The organism is Sinorhizobium meliloti, from assembly GCF_017876815.1.
In the GTDB taxonomy this organism is placed as follows: Bacteria; Pseudomonadota; Alphaproteobacteria; order Rhizobiales; family Rhizobiaceae; genus Sinorhizobium; species Sinorhizobium meliloti.
This window is the reverse complement of the sequence record NZ_JAGIOS010000001.1, coordinates 2,529,599-2,546,898: the sequence shown is the minus strand read 5'-3', so window position 1 is coordinate 2,546,898 and position 17,300 is coordinate 2,529,599. Positions and strand designations below refer to the sequence as shown.

Sequence of the window (17,300 nt, the reverse complement as noted above, 5' to 3'; positions counted from 1 at the left end):
ATTCAGGCGAGGTGTCAAGCTTTGCGCGGTAGATTTCGGCGCAGACTATCGCCGCTCAATTCGATGCGGTGGGCATTGTGGACCAACCTGTCGAGTATGGCATCGGCGTAGGTTGGGTCGCCAATGACGCCGTGCCATGCGGACACGGGAAGTTGGCTGGTAATGATCGTTGATTTGCGTCCATAGCGATCTTCGAGGATTTCCAGCAGGTCGTGGCGGGCCTGTTCGTTGAGCGGCTCGAGCCCCCAATCATCCAGTATCAGGAGCTGAACATGGCCCAAGGTTCGTTGCAGGCGGGCGTAGCGGCCATCACCACGCGCGAGCGCAAGCTGGGCAAACAGCCTTGGGACACGCTGATAGAGAACTGAGCGATCGTCTCGGCAAGCCTTGTGGCCGAGAGCGCAAGCCAACCAACTCTTTCCGACACCCGAGGGTCCGCAAATGGCCAGATTGTCATGGGCGTTGATCCAGTCGCCACCGAGCAGCTTCATGAAGAGAGCACGGTCGAGGCCGCGGTCGGCGCGATAGTCGACATCTTCTGGGGTGGCCTGGTGGCGAAGCTTGGCAAACCTGAGGCGTGCCGCAAGCTTCCGATCGTAACGGGAGCTCCACTCCCGTTCGAGCAGCAGTCCGAGCCATTCGGCGTGCGAGAGATGTTCGGCTTCGCCGTTGGCAACAAGTTCGCCAAAGGCCTTTGCCATGCCGGCCAGGCCCATGGCATTCAATTTATCCAGTGTTGGATGGGCAAGCATCTTTCGTTCTCCTTAGTGGTAATAGCGAGGTCCGCGGATGTTGGCGTGATGGATCGGTTCATGCGGCGCCGCTCCATTTGAGGCAGCCGTCCGGTCAAGGTGATTGTCGAGGATGGATCGCACCGAGCCATAGGTTCGTGCGCCAATCTCCAACGCACGGCCGCAAGCGGCATTGACCCTGTCGCGGCCGAAGCTCTTGTTGAGGCGGATGATGCCGAGGCAAGCTCGAAAGCCCTGCTCGGGATGAGGCCTGTCGGCAAGAATGCGCTCGCACAACAGCGCAACATCCGGCCCCATCGCAGAGGCTTCGCGTTGAATCCGTTCAATCGTCCAGTCGGCAAAGCGGCGATGCGCAGAGGGCATATGATCGGGGATCGTCGTGTGCTTGCCGTTGCCGCTGGAGCGCCGGTGAGCGGCAATTCGCTCGCCCTTGTGGAAGATCTCGATCGTATTGGCGGTGATACGAGCCTCGACCTGCTCGCGGGCAAAGCGATAGGGAACGGAATAATAGTGCCGCTCGATCTCGACGTGATAATCCAGCCCGGCGCGCCGGATACGCCATTCGGCAAAGACATAACGTTCGACAGGCAGCGGTCGCAAAGCCGGACGATCAAGCTCCTCGAACAATTGGCGGCGCGTGGCGCCGACACGGCGCAGAACGCGCTTATCATTGAGATCATGGAGCAATTGGCCAATCGCCGCATTGACCTCGGCCAAACTATAGAAGATGCGATGGCGCAGCCGGCCCAACAGCCAACGTTCGACGATACGAACCGCAGCTTCCACTTTCGCCTTGTCCCGCGGGCGTCGCGGCCGCGTCGGCAAGACGGCGCTGCCATAATGGGCCGCCATCCCGCAATACGTCCGGTTGACCTGGGGATCGAAGTGGCAGGCCTTGATGATCGCTACCTTGGCATTGTCGGGAACCAGCAAGGCTGGCGCACCGCCAAAGAACTCCAGCGCCAGGATATGGCATTCAATCCAGTCGGGAAGCGTCTCGCTCCAACGTGCCTGCGCATATGAAAGGCTGGATGCTCCCAGAACCGCCACGAACAGGTGCGCCTGCCGTGTCTTGCCGGACAGCCGATCAACGACAACCGTGACCGTGTCGCCGGCGTAGTCGACGAACAGCTTGTCGCCGGCCGCGTGATCCTGCCGCATCGTCACAGGCAACTTCATCGCCCAGCCGCGGTAGAGGTCACAGAAGCGACTGTAACGATAGCCCTCCGGATAACGGCTGATGTATTCGTCCCAAAGGATCTGCAGCGTCATATGCTTGCGCTTCAGCTCGCGGTGGACCTGCGTCCAGTCCGGCTCAGGGCTCCGACGATGACCCGTCTTCGTCCCGGCTGCCTTGTAAAGCGCCGCTTCCAGGACTGCATCGCTGATGTCGTCACCCAACGGCCACGATAGCTCCGCAATGGCCGCACGCCGAAGCGTCTCGCGCACCGTCGATGGCGCAGCTCCAACCCGAACCGCGATCGACTTGTGGCCAAGTCCTTGTTCGAAGCGATATCTCAATATCTCGCGGACACGCCGCATCTCCAGTCTCTCCGCAGGCATCCCGTTCCTTCCTCGTCACGTCGAAGGAAGAAACTTCACACCAGCAGAACACCCACGCCAGATGCTTTCCGATGGGGGCGGCATCATCTCGGAATCAGGGGGCGACTATTTCTCGGAATTGGGGGGCGAGATCATTTCGGAATCAGGGGGCGGATTGCCTCGGAATTTGCAAAATACAAGATCGTTACAGTTCTCCTTGGCGAAAATAGTGACTTCCTGACCGATATTGCCGGCGTGGCGATACCGGCTGGTATTTCATTCTACACGTTCCATCAGGCGGCCTTTCTGGCGGATGCCTATGTTCGCGAAAAGAGCGTGGTCGAATTTTTCGAAGGGACTCGTTCGTTGAGGTCCGGTTTTTGGGCGTTTTGCCGTTATGGCGCTTTCGTCAGCTTCTTTCCGCAGTTGATTATCGGCCCAATTACCTATCTGCACGAATTCCATCCCCAGGTAAAATCCAGGAAGTTCATCAGTTTTGACCCCCTCGATATCGCCGTGGGACTCGCCTTTATCTCGATCGGCATGTTCAAGAAGGTCGTCATCGCCGACAATATTGCACCAACCGTCGATCTTGTCTTTGGTGCTGCGGGAGCCGGAGCGGTGATGGATCCCGCACATGCCTGGATCGGCGCTCTCTCCTACATGGCGCAGCTCTATTTTGACTTTTCAGGCTATTCCGACATGGCGCTCGGCCTCGCGCGCATGTTTGGTCTGCGATACCCGCTCAACTTCTATTCGCCGTTCAAAGCCAATGGTATCCTCGATTACTACCGGCGCTGGAACATGACTCTGACGCGCGTGATCGCGCGTTTCCTATTTACGCCGCTTTCAATCGCGGGGACGCGCTACTGCGCGGTGCATCGGCTTTCACCGCTGCCGACACAGATCCTCGGCCTCTGGCTGCCGATGCTAATCAACTTTCAGGTTCTCAGCCTATGGCATGGCGCCGCCTGGACCTTCGTGGCCTTCGGCCTGATGCAAGGCGTTTGGTCTGCGGCCGAGGCGCAGATAAGGGGCAGCAAGAAATACAAGCGCATGTGCAAGGTTACATCGCCGTTCATCCGATTGCTGGTGGAACGCGTCATATTCTTTATGCTGATCTGCTTCAGCCTGGCGATGTTCCGCTCCGAAAGCGTCGGTGCCGCGTTTCATCTTTATGCGCAGATGTTCGGCGCATCACTCGATGCCCCATCGGCCTTCGAAATGCGTGAGCCCGTGCTCATGCTGTTCTGTGCATTTTCAATCATCTATCTCATGCCAAACGCCGTGGAACTGATGCGCCGCTATCGGCCGGCCATGATGACCTATGAAAACGAGAGCTACGGCTTCGCGTTCCTGCGCAGCATTTGGCGACCTTCCTGGGGCTGGGCTGCTTTTGCCGCCATCCTCACCATCTCGTCGCTGCACTATGTCTCGCGGCAGCCGCCTTTCCTCTATCAGGGATTTTAAGCCATGATCGGAAAGATGCTTGTCGCGTCGACAAATCCACATTTACCGTCGGCCGCAGGTCGGTGGATGGGAGCGGAGCATGTGCATGGCCGGAGGGGCACGCTCCGCAAGAAACCAAGCTTCTCGCCACGCTGGCGCGCCGCCCTTCCAATGATCGTGACCTTTTGCCTTGTCTGGCTGGGGTATCTTTCGATCGTGACGATCGTCATTGCGACGGATCCATACGACATCTACCGCTGGGGAGCGAGGCTCAAACTGACGCGCAATGACGTCCCGCGCGATGTCGTCGTGCGGTGGGTAGACGTCGTGTCGAAGCAATCGGGAATCAACACGTTTCTTGTCGGCGGCTCGACCACGGCCATGTATTCCCCCGATGACATATCCTCAGCGCTGGGCGGAAGTGTCGTAGCCTACAATCTCAGCTATGGCGGGCCGCGACCGCTGGACCGCGACATCGTTCTCGATCAACTCGCCATCAACGCGCAAGCCAAACGGATCATCATCACGTTTGACTGGATGTACATTCTCGACCCGGAAAAGATGCGTCAGGGCTTTCCGGAGTATCTTTATGACGAGGAAATCAGCGACGACATCCGAATGGTCGACCTGAAATCGTTGCGGCGTACATGGAAGGTCCTGTTGGGAGAAACGAGCTACGAAGCGCAAGACGACAAAAGGTACGCCAAGTTCACGGAGAGGCAATACCGGTCCTTTCAGATGCCCGCCCAAATGGCTGAACTGCAGGCCCTGATCGAAGAGTATCGGTCGGTTGTTGACGCCCCGAGCGGCAGGACGTGTGCGAGCTTCAATGCCGTGAATGAGCAGCTCGTGCCGAGGATTCGGAAATTCGTCGAGAAGGGCGCGCAGGTCGACGTCATCATGCCCATCCTCTCCTACGCCAATTACTATTTTCGCATGAGCGACATAAGCGCGACGTTGCTGGATGAGGTGCTGCTGTCGCGGCGGTGCTTTGTCAAATCGATAGACACCCTGCCAAATGTGCGCGTCTTTGCATGGGATGATGACCCCAGGATTGCCGGTGACCTCGGCAACTTTCGTGATCCTGGGCACGTCTATAACCCGGGGCTACTCAGGCGAACGCTTACGTCACTTTCGACGGGCGAAAACAGGCTTACCGCGGCAGACGTCGAGGCCTATGAGCGCCGTATCCGGACCGAGGTGAAGAATTATCGGCTTCGAAACAGTTATCTCGAACGAACTGCAAGGAAATGAATCGCGCACCGCATAGCGCTGTCGACGGCCAAATACTGCTGTCAAATCAAGGTTGAACAAATGTCTGACCATCAACTTTATCTATCTCAAGTCGCAGACGTGATCCGTGAGCTGTTCGATGAATACGACGGCCCGATTACGCTGGAGACGACGGCCCGCGACGTTCCGCAATGGGACAGCCTGTCCAATGTCAGACTGATGGTTCTGATCGAGCAGGAGCTCGCAGTCCGCTTCAGCACGGCTGAGGTGCAAGGTTTCAAGAACCTCGGCAGCCTTATCGATGCCGTGGTCAAGCGCAAGCAGAACTGATCGATCATCAACGCCCCGGCGCGGGGAGGCACGGCTTTATGAACACGTTCTTTCCGTGGAGACGGCCGCTTGAGGAGAACTGGGCCGCACGCGTGGCCGAGCTCGAGGCAATTGCCGCCGGCGGCGAAATGCCCGACTACGCCGCCACCAGATCGGTGGCCAACCAGCAGTTGGGCCCACGCCAACAGCTCAGGATCGAGCGCCTCGGCAAGCGGCTGGGCAAAATTAAGGGAAACGGCTTCACCCGCATCGAACTCGGCCTCCTCGGAAACCGGACGCTGAGCTATCTCTGCGATCCCTTGGGTGCGGCAGGTTTGGCGCGTGGTCTCCTCGTCTCGGCGCATGAAGCGCCATACGACGGGGTAGCTGGCTTCGCTTTCTCCGCCAAAAATTGTTTCGAGCGAGGACTCGATGCCGTGCTTGCCGTTCTGGATGAGAGCGCCCTTCACGGGGAAAGGCCACTGCTGGACAGGGTCGCGGAGGATGAGGCTGTGCTTGAGGCCGAAAGGATCGCTTCCGCGATCGCCGAGGCGGCGCGATCGAAGACCGGATGCCCGGCAATCATTGCGACGCTGCCGCCGTGCATACAACTGACCTCCGCAGACATCGCAACGCCGGGTTCGATCGCCCGGTTCCGGCTGCGGGTCAACATGATGCTTGGTGATGGCGCTGCTGAGGGGCGGTGGCTGATGTGGGACCAAGCCGCCCTTGCTTCACGGATCGGCATTGAGCGCTGGTTCGACCCGGTGGCCTATCATTCGGCGAAGGTGCCCTTCAATGTTGAGCTCTGCCCACTGGCGGCGGACAACATTGCTTCTCTCCTCGCGGCCAAGTCCGGCAAGAGCGCCCGCGCCCTCGTGCTCGATCTCGACAATACCCTTTGGGGCGGCGTCATTGGTGACGACGGCCTTGCTGGTATCCGGATCGGCCAGAATTCGGCAGAGGGAGAGGCCTTCATCGCGTTCCAAAACTTCGTCCTGGGGCTCAGGGAACGCGGAGTAGTCCTCGCCGTCTGTTCGAAAAACACCGATGCCGTTGCGCGTGAGCCGTTCCGGCGGCACCCTGATATGCTATTAAAAGAAGAGCACATCGCCGTGTTTCAGGCCAATTGGGACGACAAGGCCACTAATATTCGTGCGATCGCCGAAAAACTCGGTCTCGGTCTTGAGTCACTTGCCTATGTTGACGACAATCCTGCCGAACGCGAACGCGTCCGACGGGAGCTTCCGCTCGTTTCCACAATTGAGGTAGGCGAGGATCCGTCCTTCTTCATCGATCGCGTCGCGGGTTCAGGTCTTTTCGACCATCTGCCGCTGAACTGCGACGATCTGGCGCGGGCAAACAGCTACGGGGGGCGTGCGGCAGTTGCGGAGATCCGCGCGCGGGTAGGCAATTATGAGGAGTATCTGAAGTCCCTAGAGATGCGGATGACCATCTCACCCTTCGACGAGGTAGGCCGTCCGCGCATCGTTCAACTCATCAACAAGTCCAACCAGTTCAACCTCACCACGCGCCGCTACAACGATGAAGACGTTCGGCGCATGCAGGGAGACCCAAATTTTATCGGTTGGCAGATAAGGCTCGACGATAAGTTTGCGCAGCACGGCACGATCGGAGTCGTCATTGTCATCAAGAAGGGGTCCGAATGGGAGATCGACACCTGGCTGCAATCGTGCCGCGTCCTTGAGCGGGGCGTTGAACAGGGCTTGATGAACAGCCTGATCGAGGAGGCGGTGTCTGCCGGTGTGGTCAGCATTCGCGGGCGCTATATACCAACAGAGCGCAACGCAATGGTTTCGGATTTCTATCCGCGGCTTGGCTTCGGCCTTGCGGGTACGAATGGCAACGGGTCAGTGGATTTCGTCTGTGTCATATCGCAGTATGAACCCCATTCCGTGTCCATGAACATAAACCTGGGTGTGTAGCTGTCTCCTCCTTCATTGCCGGCATGCTCAAGCAATGACGCCGCGGCACCTTGCCCGGTTCTCTGCCTTGCGTTGGAGCGAGCAGGCGAACCGCTATGGCTGATGGCGAGGAAGATCTGAAGATCTTGCGGGTCTTCGAGCAGCACCTTCCACTTCGCTGCCGGGTTGCTGCCGACCTTCTTCGTCGGCTGGTAGCCTTCTACAGACTGCGTGATCGTCCGCCGTATTCCTTCCTGATCGCATCGACGCGTTCTAAGGCGTGTCGAAGCAGGCGAGCATTGCACGATGACGGTCTTCACCTCTTTGCTGAATCTTCCTTTGCCATTTCTCTATCAGTCTCCGGCGCGGTCGACTCTTCACGCGAAGCGAAATCAGTGTATCCGCTACATCCCGTAATAAAAAACACGAAGTGGGGTGAACTGCGCTTCGCGATGGAGGCGCTTGATCGGCCGCCGCTCTGGCGTTGCAAGGACGTCAATGGCCACTACTCCGGCGATGACCGAGAGTGGTTCCATCATTTTCAAACGGGTCGATATGCCAGCAACTTCGGGGTGGGACATCACCGCTCAGAGTCCCGCTCACCGAGACAGCGATCAAGGCTTGCCCCTAAAGGCGATTCACCTCCCCGGGGAAGAGACCGAAAGTGGATTCCGAGTCTTCGGCTACGGCCAGAAGGGCCAAACCTTAGAATACCTCTGACCTAAGGCCACCCTTAGCTGGCAGGTGCCGCAAGCATGGCGATCTGCCCTCTCGCGATCACTGGCGGCTGGTTGGCTGCATCGACGATCGCTCGGACATCAGCAGCGTCTGCCCCATAGCGACAAACGACACCCAAGAGCTCTTCCACGTCATGGCCGCGGATGGTGAAGATCTCGGCGTGGGCCAGGTGCGCATGCTCCTCTTTGCGGAGCGGAGACGACGGATCGAGGAAGGTTGCCTCTATCCATTCAGGCATGTCTTCAGCCGGGACGAAGGCCGGAGAGTTGATGTCAGCGAAGAGAGAATGAGGCGGCTGAGGTCTCACCGGTTATCCCCAATCCCTGTGAGTTTCGAGTGCAACTCTCACGAAGGTCGTTCTTAGGTTGCGAATCGGCCCACATTCATCGTTCCCGCTGATGCAACGACAAACGGAGATTGGAATGCCGCCATTCATCATCACATACTGAAAATAAATGGTGGGCCCGGAGGGCCCAATTAACGTTTTGAAACCTTTCAGGTTTTCTAACGCTCATTTCCCTATTTGTTCTCGGGTTTTCTCGCCGCATCCCGTATCTTCTCGTGCGGGTTTTCTAATAACTGCGGCGTCTGCCGTAGCTGGTCGGCGATTAAAATTGCGCCGTCTATTTGAATAGATTGTGTAGTGCGCGCCTTCGATCTCGCGGCGCGCGGCATTGGCCAGAAAGGCCGAGCGGGTCAGAGAGCGATCCTTCGCCGCCTTGTCGATTGCCCTAAGCAGACCGCGCTCGAAGGTGACGTTGACGCGCACAACAGCGGTGTCGTTCTCGATGAACGGAATGGCGATGAGATAGTGGCCAGCGTTGAGCCGCTCGCGCACTTCCTTCAGGCTGGTAACGGTGGCCACGTCCGAAGGCTCCGGCATGTCCATGTCCTCGGCCCACAATTGCAGCGCCTCGATGGCTTGCGGGAGAATGTCGTTCTCGTCGTCGGCAGCTGAATGCACACCGGGCAGATCGGGGAACGTAACACCATGCGCACGGCACTCGTCTCCGGGCTGGATGAGTGCCAGATAGGTTTTCATTCGTCGCTCCATCCAGCAGCCTGCCCGAGCAATCGATTGCGCGGTTCGGCAGGTCGCTCTTACTTATTATTTGACGAGACGCAGGCGCGGCTGACCATGCTTTTCCTCAAGTAGGCGACTGCCTGCCGCCGTTGTCTTGCGTTTGTCGACGCCCTTCGCATAGAGCGCCACCTGCTGCATGGTGGTATGGCCGAGCATGTCTTTCTGCTGCTGGAAGCTGGCACCACTCTCGGCGACCATCGTCGCATAACTCTTGCGCAGGCCGTGCAGCGTGTAGCCAACCTCACCGGTTTTTCTGTTCGAGACCGGGATGTCAGCCTGCTTGCACCAATGCGCCATCATCCCGGTCAGGCTCTTTTCCGAGAACGGCTTGCCATAGGCTGTCTTCAAGACTGTGCCCCCTAAAGATCGATCAAGCGGTGCGAGCGCCTCGGCGAGCATCGAAGTCATCGGTCGGAACTGAGTCATGTCCTCGTCGCTATGGACTTGCTTGTGCTGCTCATATTCGAAGCCTTCGACGACCTCACCGTCGATCTCGACGGTGATCAGCTGGTCCCATGCGATCCGGGCAATATCGCCCCGGCGACCACCCATCCATTTGGCGAGAGCATAACAGGTGCGCGCCGCCGAACCGATCTTGTGGCGGGCCTCGAATTGGAGGCAGACTTCTTCCGGCCACCGTTTCCAGCCGATGTAGCCGCCTTTCTTGCCGCCGCCACGCTTCCATTTGACAAGCTCGGTCGGATCGTCGTTGCGCCATCCCTTACGGCGGGCCTCAAAGAAGATCTTCTTGAGCATTACCTTCATGTGCCACGGCTTCGACGGCGTGACCTCCCAGCGCTCGATTAGCAGTTCCAGATCCTCGTAAGTCATGTCGGCGACCGGAACGTCACCCCATGTCAGCTTCTCACCTACGACAATTGGCATGGCCAAGAATTCTCGCGCCATGCGTTCCGGCTTCGCTTGGCCCGCTGGAGCGAGATCGCGCCACGCTTGTGACTTCAAGACGAGCTTCCAACCAGCGTTGAAGGTTTCGGGCAATGACGCATTGTTGGGGATATCGACCACGACGTCGGCCTTGCGCGGTGCGCGGTTCTCAATGATCGCTCGGTAAGCGACGTCGAAGGCTTTCGTCCCCGGCTCGATGCCGACCGGGATCAGAGTCGTCTTCATCCCTTTTTTCTGGAACCGCCAGCGCAATTTGCCGAGGCGGTCCTCCCACCGGGTGATGCCGGGATACTGTTTCTTGATTTCGTCGAGCGTCATTTTGCGGCTCCGTGCGAGGCACGATGGTTTTGTACATCGTGATCGATAGCAGTCATGGCTTGCATGAGCATAAGCGGATAACGAAAGCCCCTGCCTTGCTCGATGCCGTTCAACGTGCGCACCGAAATGCCGAGCAGAGTAGCAGCAAAATCGGCAGTGATATCCAAGTAGGCACGCCAGCCGCGCACCATCTCGGCGAGATGTTTGGGATCATCAAGGGAATTGGAAAATTCACGCCAGATGGCGGGCGCGTCTGAATTCTTCTTCCGGGCCAAGAGCGTTTTCTCCAGGTGTTTGCAACGCTCATGTCAATTGCGCACCATGCGCAGTAATGCAAGTCCTATCTTCGCTGCGACCGAGCGCGTTCCAGCGCCCTCTGGATGTCGCTGCCGCCATTCTGCGGCGCTGACGAAAAAGCCATATCAAGTTCAACGCGATCCCAAACGACACGATTGTGCAGCCGCTTCGGCCTCGGCATCGCACCTTCGGCAACAAGCTCGTCAAACAACGTCGTGCCGACGCCAACATATCGCGCAGCCTCCTCGCGGCTCAAGCCGCGCGGCGGATAGGCAAATGAACCACCCTCCTTGATCACGACATGCGATCCTTCTTGCAGTTCGAATTGGCGGCGTCCGGCGGAAATTTCATGACGACGATTTCGTTCAGCATCTGCCTCGCGAAATCGTCGCCCTCGTAGTGAGCGAGGATACCAACCATCGCACCGATCACCGCGCAGGCCCCGATCACCGGATCATCCGATTCGGTGACCGCCTGGACGATCGTTCTCGTGTCGGTCTCGCTCCAATTCATCGTCGCCATCAGTCGTTGTTCATTTCTTCTCTCAACGCGATCAGCCGCAGTTCCAGCGCCGAGATAATATCCTCGCGCAATTCATCGAGGTCGCCGTTATTCTGTTCGGCGACAAGCATGTACTGATCGATCAAATCCATAAGTGCGTCATCAAAGTTTTTCTCCATCGTTCGTCTCCTCCGGCCAACTGTATGGGTGGCCTCTCCCATGAAACAGCAGCACCTCGTTGATCGGGATAAGCTGTTTTGTCAGAACGATGATTGAAACAAGCGCCTGTTCCCTGATCGGCGGCGCGTGGCCAGCCAGCAGCGTCGCCAGCATGTCGGCGATGATCGCGCTCTGAATCTCCGGGCCATGACCTTCGATCAAAGGCCAGATCTGCGCCTTTATCTTTTCGATCAGCAAAACGCGCGGGTCATCGGTCAATGCCAAACCCTTTCGCGAAACAACACCGCTGGACCGGCGATCCACGGCAGCGCCTCCGGTATCGGATTGCGGGCCGGATCGTGGACAAGCACATTGTTGCGGTAGATCGCCGTCGCCAGTTCGTTTCTCTGTAACCGGCGGACGTGTCCCAGCTCGTTAACGAACAAGTCGCGGTAGCAATATTGCTCCTCGCCCGGAAAATTCCAGTAGACGTTGACGTGCTCGCAGGAATCGCCGACCACCGCCTCGATCACCTCCCGCAGCCGCGGCCAGAAGCGCGGGCTTGAAAAATCGGGCAGGTGCGCGACGCAACGCTCACCCTCGCGCCTGCCGGGAAAGATCGCCAGATAGGGAATACTCTGCTCGCTGGTCATCGTTCGACCACCTGGAAATGCCGCTTGGCCTCGTCCGGCAGTTTTTCGAAGGCGCTGTCGCAGTCGCCCTGTTGCAGGATCGGCATGAACATCACCTCGATGGCACGGGCCAGTTCATAAGGCTTGATGTCCTTTTTCGGCTGCCAGACGTATTGCTTCGGCTGGCGCAGCTGGACGACGCCATCCTTGCCGACCGCCAGCAATCCCTGCTTGGCCAGATGCTCCAGCGCCTGTTTTGTCGCGTCGTCGTTCATGCCTTTCCCTCCATGTCCGGCTGGCCCTCGAAGCGGGCCAGTTGCTCCTTCAGAAGCACGACGATGTCCTCGCGACGGGCATTGGAAATGTAATTGCAGCGCCCGTCATGACCGGTGAACGGAAACACCATCAGCACGAAGCCGTTCTTCTTGCCGCTGCCGTGGCCGTTCAGGATCTCGTCGAGACCGTGCGCCAGACCGTTCATCATTTGACGAAGATCGGACTGGATCGGGCCGTCGCCGAGCGTGTGTTTATGCCTGTCACGAGTCATTTTTGATGATTCCCCGCTCGGCGACGAATTGGCCGTCGATGGCCTTGCCATCGAGATGCTCGGCGGTGAACCGCAACAGCTGCGCCACCGAATCGCTCGAACTCTTGGTTCCGAACTGGCAAAGCGAGCCGATCAGCGAACCCTTATGGACTGCGGCCATGACGATGATCGGGATATAGATCACGCCATGATCGCTCACGCTGCTTTCCTCGGCGGAGATCACCTCTGCCTTATTTAGCAGCCAGTCGGAGACCTTGCGCATCGTCTCGGAGGCGTCTGCATGAACCGCCTTTACCCATTCCGGTCGCTTGTTCATGCCGTCACCATTTCCGCAAACGCAAGCAGCCTGGTAGCAGGACGCATCTCACGCTCTGCCGCTTTCCAGTCGACCTTGCCGGTCGCCGCCAGATGGCGCAGCGTTGACGCCGCCCATTCCTTCGAGATGTTGTGGCGGGTAATGATTGTGGCTTCGGACGTGCTCCGCGACGGCGGCGTATCCACGATAGCGACCCAGAGCGGCATGAACAGCTGCCGCAGATCGTCGCCATAGACGCAGAGATATTGACCGGCGGCTCCGGGAAGGCTCGGGCAGCAGCGAAGCCAATCGATCTTCCTTCCCTCCGGCAAATCGCCGAGCATCCGCCACAACGCCCATGTGGCAATACAGGACGGCCTGTAGCTGTCGTCCAGCCAGCATTCCATGTCGAAACGGTGATCCGGCGGCAATCGCTCGATGTAACTGGCGAGATCGAGCAAGCGGATCTGCTTTTCGGTGAAGCGGACGTTATGCATTTTCTCTCCTCCCTTTCAGAGCCGCAGCCTGAGCAGGCAGCAGCTGGTCGAGCAGCGCCGAAAACCGCTGCTTGCACTTTTCCAGTTCATTGACCGCCTTCGCACCTTCGCGCTTGGCCAAGCGGTCGAGGTTGTAGATGCCGGTCGCAATCGAATGGTCGACCTCGGCGCGCGTCGCCAATCTGCCCTCGCGGAAGAACTGCACCCGCTCCGGCTCGCCGATCCGAAACAACACACCATCTGGTTCGTTCATCACACGGTAGCGCTTCGTCACCCACAACAGCGTGACGCCGGGATTACGCTCAATGCCGATCCCGGTTATGGTCGCGCCGGTCGGCAAGTTGCGGTCGTTGCGGCGGGCCAGTGGTCGTGTCAGGAAGGGGCAGGCCGAAACCGCGAAGCGGGCACAGTCGTAATGCGACGGTGGTTCCGACGAAATCCGGTTGACGCCGCACATCGGCCCGATGGTGAAGCAGAGGAACCGGCCCAGTTCCTCGCCGCAGATCCAGCAGCGCCGGTATTTGACGGCGCGAGCGAGATTCTTCGACGACATCACCCGGAAGTCCGGCTTGCCGTCGATCCACTCGACGAAGTACGGCACCGGATAGCCGCGCTCGTCGGTCGGCAGCTTGGCGATGCGCGGCGGCAGATCCTTGAAGCGGGGCTCGGTCATTTTCATTTGCCCTTGAATTGCTCGAGCCTTTTCGAAGCGATCTTCCAGGCCTTGTCGCGGCCCTTCTTGTCGCCGTCGAAATAGGCGTCCAGCTCCATCTGCTCCCATACCGCATGCACCGCCTCGCTCGACGGCGCGGCGGCCATGCGGCGGGTGATGGTATCGTAGATGTCCTCCGCCAGCGTTGGGGGGGGCGTCCCGCTGGCGGAGGTCTCGGCCCCGGCATCCTCCTGCGGATCCGCGATTTGATCCGTGCCGGAACCTGCGGCGAAGGTTTCAAGCGTTTTACTGACAGCAGCGCTCGTCTCGACTTCGCCGGTCTCATTGTCCGCGCCCTGAAGCGGCGGGAAGGTTTCGTTCCATGTCGCCATGCCGTCGGTGACCGCCTTGGCCATGGCGATGATCTTGGCGACGTCGGTCGCCAACCAGTCCTGACGCGGCCTGCCGATCACCCGTTCGACGCGTTCGATGTCGACATGGGCGGCGACCCGCTCGATGGTGCGTTGACGGTAACCGTCGAGATCCTTGCCGATGCGGTCGATCAGCGCGCCCTTGGCTTCCTCGAAGGCGAAATCGGAAAACGTCTGCAAGGCATTGACGACGACGTTTCGGATCGCTTTGCTTGCGCCGATCTGGAAGGCGATGTCCAGCCGCCGCTCGTCATCTGAGCCGCCGATCTTGCCGCCGGATTTGCGCTGCTGGAACGGGCGAATGAGCGAAAAGCCGGTTTCGAGATCGACGAAGCGGGCATGGAACAGCCAGAAATCGCCAAAATCCTGCGCGCGGCAATCGACGGCGCAGTTGCCATAAAGTCTGGAAAGATCGTTGGCGAGCTTGATCGACGGGCCTTCGATCCAGTCGGTGCGGTTCTCTTTGCGGTTCTTCACCGGAAAGCGATAGTACCAGTCGGTGCCTGCGGCCTGCGCCAATGTGCGCAGCCGGGTGAGCACCAGCCCTTCGTCGCGATGCACGGCCACCGCCTGCGCCGAGACGACTTCGAACGACTGCGTTTGGGCCGCTGGCAGAAAACTCGTCGGCCCGGTGATTTGCGCCGCCGCGAATTCATCGAGCGCCGAGCGGCGTCCCTCACGGTTTTCTTCCACGGTCATGAGACTTCCTCCTTGTAACCGGTGAGCATGACGTAGCCGAGGCCAGCGGCATCCATGGCCTTTGCGCCGGTAATGCCGAGATCAACCGGGGTTATTACCCGCCACAGGCCGAGCACCTGGCCGAGCGCCATCAGGCAGAAGGCCGCACCTTGATCACCGATCTCGGCTCCGAGCGTGATGTAGGACGGGCCTTGTTCAAGCAGCCGGCCAAGCGGTTTCATCAGGCTTGCGAATTCGTCGCGGTAGCTTTCGGCCTTCGGTCTGTCGACGCCGATCTTCAGCAACACGCAATCGACGACGGTTTCGGTTTCCGGCGCTTCACGTGCATGCGCCAGCGGCTCGTAAGTGATGACATGCACGACGCCGCCAATGTCCTCTTCGCGGATCTCGCGTTCGTGCACGCGGTACTGCCGGGTGCAGTCGATCAGGATATGCCAGAGGCGTTGATGTTGCGGGAGGTCCATCATCAGGCGCTCCTCTCCTTGGAGACCAGCGCCACTGCGAGCTTCCTGCCGTGCGAGAACAGGTTGAACATCCGACCCGACCATTGGCCGAGGCCGGAACTTTCGTCATCCACCCGCGCGCCCAGCAGCTTCGATTGTTGCTTGGCAATGAACGTCGTCAGGCTGAACGCGCCGTTGCGCTCGAAGGTGGAAATCATCACTGCGTCGTCGCGCTCGTTTTCGGGCCGTTCCGATGGCAGCGGTTCGTCGTGGTCGAAGGAGCCGTCGGCGGCGGGCTTCTGCGACGCCATCCAGACTTCGACGATCGACGCGTATTGCCGCGCCTCGGAAATCATCAGCGCCAACGCAATGGCGTCATAGGACAGGAGCTTCTCGGCTTCACTTTCCCAGCCGGTCTCGATCCAGACCAGCGCCTCGCCGTCGTCGATGATCCACAGGAACGGCACGTCGCCGGTTCTCGGATAACGCTCCTCGACGAAGGCCACCGCTTTTTCGTGCAGCGCCTCGCGGGAAATGCCGCCAGCGCCCTCCTCCACCTGATAGATCCTCGGCGTCATTCCCTGCCCCTTTCGGAAATGTTGAGCTTGCGCCCTGACCATTCCGGCACGGTGTAGCTCTTGCGCGTCTGGTTTCGGTAGGTGATCCGCCAGCCGGGAAACTCGGCTTCCTCGACGTCACCGATCTTGTCGCGGATCTCGGCGTCGAGCGCCGACAACTCGTCGGCCACCGCCTTCTGGCGCTCTTTCAGGTGCCGCCGGTATGGCAGGATCTCCGCCAGCCGGTTGTCACCGGAAAGATCGATGGTCTCGCCTTTCTTCGCCTGCGGATGCATTTCGGCGATCACGTCGACGTCGAGGCGATAGTCCGGTTTCGGCAATCGGCCCGCCTCGACGTTTTGCCAGAAATCCTGTGCCACTGAGGCAATCTTTTTTTCCGCTGCTTCGTGACGCGGCACCTCGAAAAGATGCAGGCTTGCCTCGTAGGTCGACACCGCCAGCACTGCCAGATAGCCGTGCGCGGCGTCGAGCAGCATGTTCTCGGTCGCGACCTGCAGCGTGTATCCCGCTGGCGGGACACCGTGCCATTCCTCGAATTTCGGTGCCGAGATCGTCTTGATCTGGACGTTGCAGATGCCGTCCTTTCCAGGCACCTCGGCGAGCACGTCCGGGGTACAGGCAAGCCGCCTTTCGGTGTCCATGACAAAGACGTGAGGGCGGGCGATGCGCCAGTCGTGGTGCTCCTCCGCAAGGTATGAAACCGCCGCCGACTCGAAGTGCCTGCCGCGCCGCATGATCGGCGTCTCGGTGACAGAGGTTAAGCCCAGCTTTTCGGCGTAGAGCGACAACGGCGAACGATACTCGTCGACGCCGACGGCTGCGGCTACCTCTGAGGCACAGAGAAATGACCGCCGCCATTCCAGCCACAACGGGACGGTTGTGATTGCCCGACGTTCGATCATTGCAGCTGACGGCGACAGCCCGACAGGCCTCCGCGCCGCTCCCACCGGATGCACGCGCCAATCGACGACCATGCATGGTCGGGACATTCATAGGCGAGCGCAGCAAGGATGGCTGAAAGATGCTGGTGACGATTGTGCAGGGAACGGGCCGCGAGTACGTCGAGCCCGATAAGGATCTGCATCAAAACGGCATTCTTTAACGGCAATGTCCCATCTTCAATGAAAGAATGAAGATCTTCCCGAAATTCTTCCGGTACGTCGCGCAGCCGCACGCGCAACGCTCGGCTCCCTCGTTCAGTCGACATCGCAAGTTTCCTCCCCGCGATGAAAGAGCCATTCGCCCGTCGAAATTCGGCGGGCGATCAAAACGCAACAGCAAGTGGTAATTAAGAAGATTCGATATGGAAATTG

At 59.2% G+C, this 17,300-nt stretch carries 25 protein-coding genes and 1 pseudogene; 5 read left to right on the top strand and 21 right to left on the bottom strand.

Annotated elements, in window-relative coordinates; all coding sequences use genetic code 11:
* Positions 1-14 precede the first annotated feature (14 nt).
* Together istB and istA are read right to left on the bottom strand one after the other, a co-directional pair.
* Entirely contained in the window at positions 15-752 is a 738-nt protein-coding gene (gene istB, locus JOH52_RS12145; RefSeq protein WP_012477343.1) for an IS21-like element helper ATPase IstB, read from the bottom strand.
* A gap of 12 nt (positions 753-764) precedes the next feature.
* On the bottom strand, positions 765-2,294 hold the full coding sequence (gene istA, locus JOH52_RS12140; protein ID WP_014531024.1) for an IS21 family transposase: 1,530 nt from the start codon (positions 2,292-2,294) through the stop codon (positions 765-767).
* Between istA and JOH52_RS12135 the strand changes: the two genes are divergently transcribed.
* The 5 genes from JOH52_RS12135 (at position 2,253) to JOH52_RS36120 (ending at position 7,935) form a co-directional block, all read left to right on the top strand.
* Positions 2,253-3,764, top strand: coding sequence for an MBOAT family O-acyltransferase (locus JOH52_RS12135; RefSeq protein ID WP_337925550.1), 1,512 nt, complete (start codon positions 2,253-2,255; stop codon positions 3,762-3,764). The genes istA and JOH52_RS12135 overlap by 42 nt on opposite strands.
* A 3-nt stretch (positions 3,765-3,767) precedes the next feature.
* Entirely contained in the window at positions 3,768-4,997 is a 1,230-nt protein-coding gene (locus tag JOH52_RS12130) for a hypothetical protein (RefSeq protein ID WP_014529235.1), read from the top strand.
* A gap of 60 nt (positions 4,998-5,057) precedes the next feature.
* Positions 5,058-5,306: an acyl carrier protein gene (locus JOH52_RS12125; RefSeq protein WP_010969848.1), complete on the top strand. Its 249-nt coding sequence runs from the start codon at positions 5,058-5,060 to the stop codon at positions 5,304-5,306.
* A 38-nt stretch (positions 5,307-5,344) separates the two neighbouring features.
* Positions 5,345-7,231, top strand: coding sequence for an HAD-IIIC family phosphatase (locus tag JOH52_RS12120; RefSeq protein WP_014529234.1), 1,887 nt, complete (start codon positions 5,345-5,347; stop codon positions 7,229-7,231).
* A 95-nt stretch (positions 7,232-7,326) separates the two neighbouring features.
* Positions 7,327-7,935 (top strand): DUF6678 family protein, encoded by a 609-nt coding sequence (locus JOH52_RS36120; RefSeq protein WP_324603395.1) that lies wholly within the window; start codon positions 7,327-7,329, stop codon positions 7,933-7,935.
* Positions 7,936-7,943: 8 nt separating this feature from the next.
* Here JOH52_RS36120 and JOH52_RS12115 read toward each other — a convergent pair whose 3' ends face one another.
* From JOH52_RS12115 to JOH52_RS12030, 19 genes and pseudogenes are all read right to left on the bottom strand, one after another.
* Positions 7,944-8,186 (bottom strand): putative metallopeptidase, encoded by a 243-nt coding sequence (locus tag JOH52_RS12115; protein ID WP_014526951.1) that lies wholly within the window; start codon positions 8,184-8,186, stop codon positions 7,944-7,946.
* A gap of 417 nt (positions 8,187-8,603) precedes the next feature.
* Positions 8,604-8,990, bottom strand: a pseudogene (locus JOH52_RS12110) (type II toxin-antitoxin system HicB family antitoxin); the annotation flags it as partial.
* Between the two features lie 66 nt (positions 8,991-9,056).
* Complete coding sequence (locus JOH52_RS12105; protein ID WP_014529231.1) at positions 9,057-10,256, bottom strand: tyrosine-type recombinase/integrase; 1,200 nt, start codon at positions 10,254-10,256, stop codon at positions 9,057-9,059.
* On the bottom strand, positions 10,253-10,531 hold the full coding sequence (locus JOH52_RS12100) for a helix-turn-helix domain-containing protein (RefSeq protein WP_014529230.1): 279 nt from the start codon (positions 10,529-10,531) through the stop codon (positions 10,253-10,255). The genes JOH52_RS12105 and JOH52_RS12100 overlap by 4 nt, the downstream gene beginning before the upstream one ends.
* 65 nt (positions 10,532-10,596) lie before the next feature.
* Entirely contained in the window at positions 10,597-10,851 is a 255-nt protein-coding gene (locus JOH52_RS35025) for a hypothetical protein (protein WP_014529229.1), read from the bottom strand.
* A complete protein-coding gene (locus JOH52_RS12095) occupies positions 10,848-11,075 on the bottom strand; it encodes a hypothetical protein (RefSeq protein WP_014529228.1) in 228 nt (75 codons plus the stop codon). The genes JOH52_RS35025 and JOH52_RS12095 overlap by 4 nt, the downstream gene beginning before the upstream one ends.
* Positions 11,075-11,233, bottom strand: coding sequence for a hypothetical protein (locus tag JOH52_RS12090; protein WP_020493252.1), 159 nt, complete (start codon positions 11,231-11,233; stop codon positions 11,075-11,077). Before JOH52_RS12090 ends, JOH52_RS12095 begins: the two co-directional genes overlap by 1 nt.
* Positions 11,217-11,492 carry a hypothetical protein gene (locus JOH52_RS12085; protein ID WP_017271716.1) on the bottom strand — a complete coding sequence of 92 codons (276 nt, stop codon included), beginning with the start codon at positions 11,490-11,492 and terminating at the stop codon, positions 11,217-11,219. Before JOH52_RS12085 ends, JOH52_RS12090 begins: the two co-directional genes overlap by 17 nt.
* Positions 11,489-11,866 (bottom strand): hypothetical protein, encoded by a 378-nt coding sequence (locus tag JOH52_RS12080; protein WP_014529225.1) that lies wholly within the window; start codon positions 11,864-11,866, stop codon positions 11,489-11,491. The genes JOH52_RS12085 and JOH52_RS12080 overlap by 4 nt, the downstream gene beginning before the upstream one ends.
* A complete protein-coding gene (locus JOH52_RS12075) occupies positions 11,863-12,120 on the bottom strand; it encodes a hypothetical protein (protein WP_014529224.1) in 258 nt (85 codons plus the stop codon). The genes JOH52_RS12080 and JOH52_RS12075 overlap by 4 nt, the downstream gene beginning before the upstream one ends.
* The gene (locus JOH52_RS12070) at positions 12,117-12,392 is read right to left on the bottom strand and encodes a hypothetical protein (protein ID WP_014529223.1); all 276 of its coding nucleotides are present in this window, start codon (positions 12,390-12,392) and stop codon (positions 12,117-12,119) included. Before JOH52_RS12070 ends, JOH52_RS12075 begins: the two co-directional genes overlap by 4 nt.
* Positions 12,382-12,708: a hypothetical protein gene (locus tag JOH52_RS12065; RefSeq protein WP_014529222.1), complete on the bottom strand. Its 327-nt coding sequence runs from the start codon at positions 12,706-12,708 to the stop codon at positions 12,382-12,384. The genes JOH52_RS12070 and JOH52_RS12065 overlap by 11 nt, the downstream gene beginning before the upstream one ends.
* Positions 12,705-13,184, bottom strand: a complete 480-nt coding sequence (locus JOH52_RS12060; RefSeq protein ID WP_014529221.1) for a hypothetical protein — start codon at positions 13,182-13,184, stop codon at positions 12,705-12,707. Before JOH52_RS12060 ends, JOH52_RS12065 begins: the two co-directional genes overlap by 4 nt.
* Positions 13,177-13,857: a hypothetical protein gene (locus JOH52_RS12055; RefSeq protein WP_014529220.1), complete on the bottom strand. Its 681-nt coding sequence runs from the start codon at positions 13,855-13,857 to the stop codon at positions 13,177-13,179. Before JOH52_RS12055 ends, JOH52_RS12060 begins: the two co-directional genes overlap by 8 nt.
* Before the next feature lie 2 nt (positions 13,858-13,859).
* Entirely contained in the window at positions 13,860-14,966 is a 1,107-nt protein-coding gene (locus JOH52_RS12050; RefSeq protein WP_014529219.1) for a hypothetical protein, read from the bottom strand.
* Complete coding sequence (locus tag JOH52_RS12045; protein ID WP_014529218.1) at positions 14,963-15,433, bottom strand: hypothetical protein; 471 nt, start codon at positions 15,431-15,433, stop codon at positions 14,963-14,965. The genes JOH52_RS12050 and JOH52_RS12045 overlap by 4 nt, the downstream gene beginning before the upstream one ends.
* A complete protein-coding gene (locus tag JOH52_RS12040; RefSeq protein WP_014529217.1) occupies positions 15,433-15,987 on the bottom strand; it encodes a hypothetical protein in 555 nt (184 codons plus the stop codon). The genes JOH52_RS12045 and JOH52_RS12040 overlap by 1 nt, the downstream gene beginning before the upstream one ends.
* Entirely contained in the window at positions 15,984-16,889 is a 906-nt protein-coding gene (locus tag JOH52_RS12035; protein WP_017271714.1) for a YqaJ viral recombinase family nuclease, read from the bottom strand. The genes JOH52_RS12040 and JOH52_RS12035 overlap by 4 nt, the downstream gene beginning before the upstream one ends.
* Positions 16,886-17,194 carry a hypothetical protein gene (locus JOH52_RS12030; RefSeq protein ID WP_234705625.1) on the bottom strand — a complete coding sequence of 103 codons (309 nt, stop codon included), beginning with the start codon at positions 17,192-17,194 and terminating at the stop codon, positions 16,886-16,888. Before JOH52_RS12030 ends, JOH52_RS12035 begins: the two co-directional genes overlap by 4 nt.
* Between the last annotated feature and the right edge of the window lie 106 nt (positions 17,195-17,300).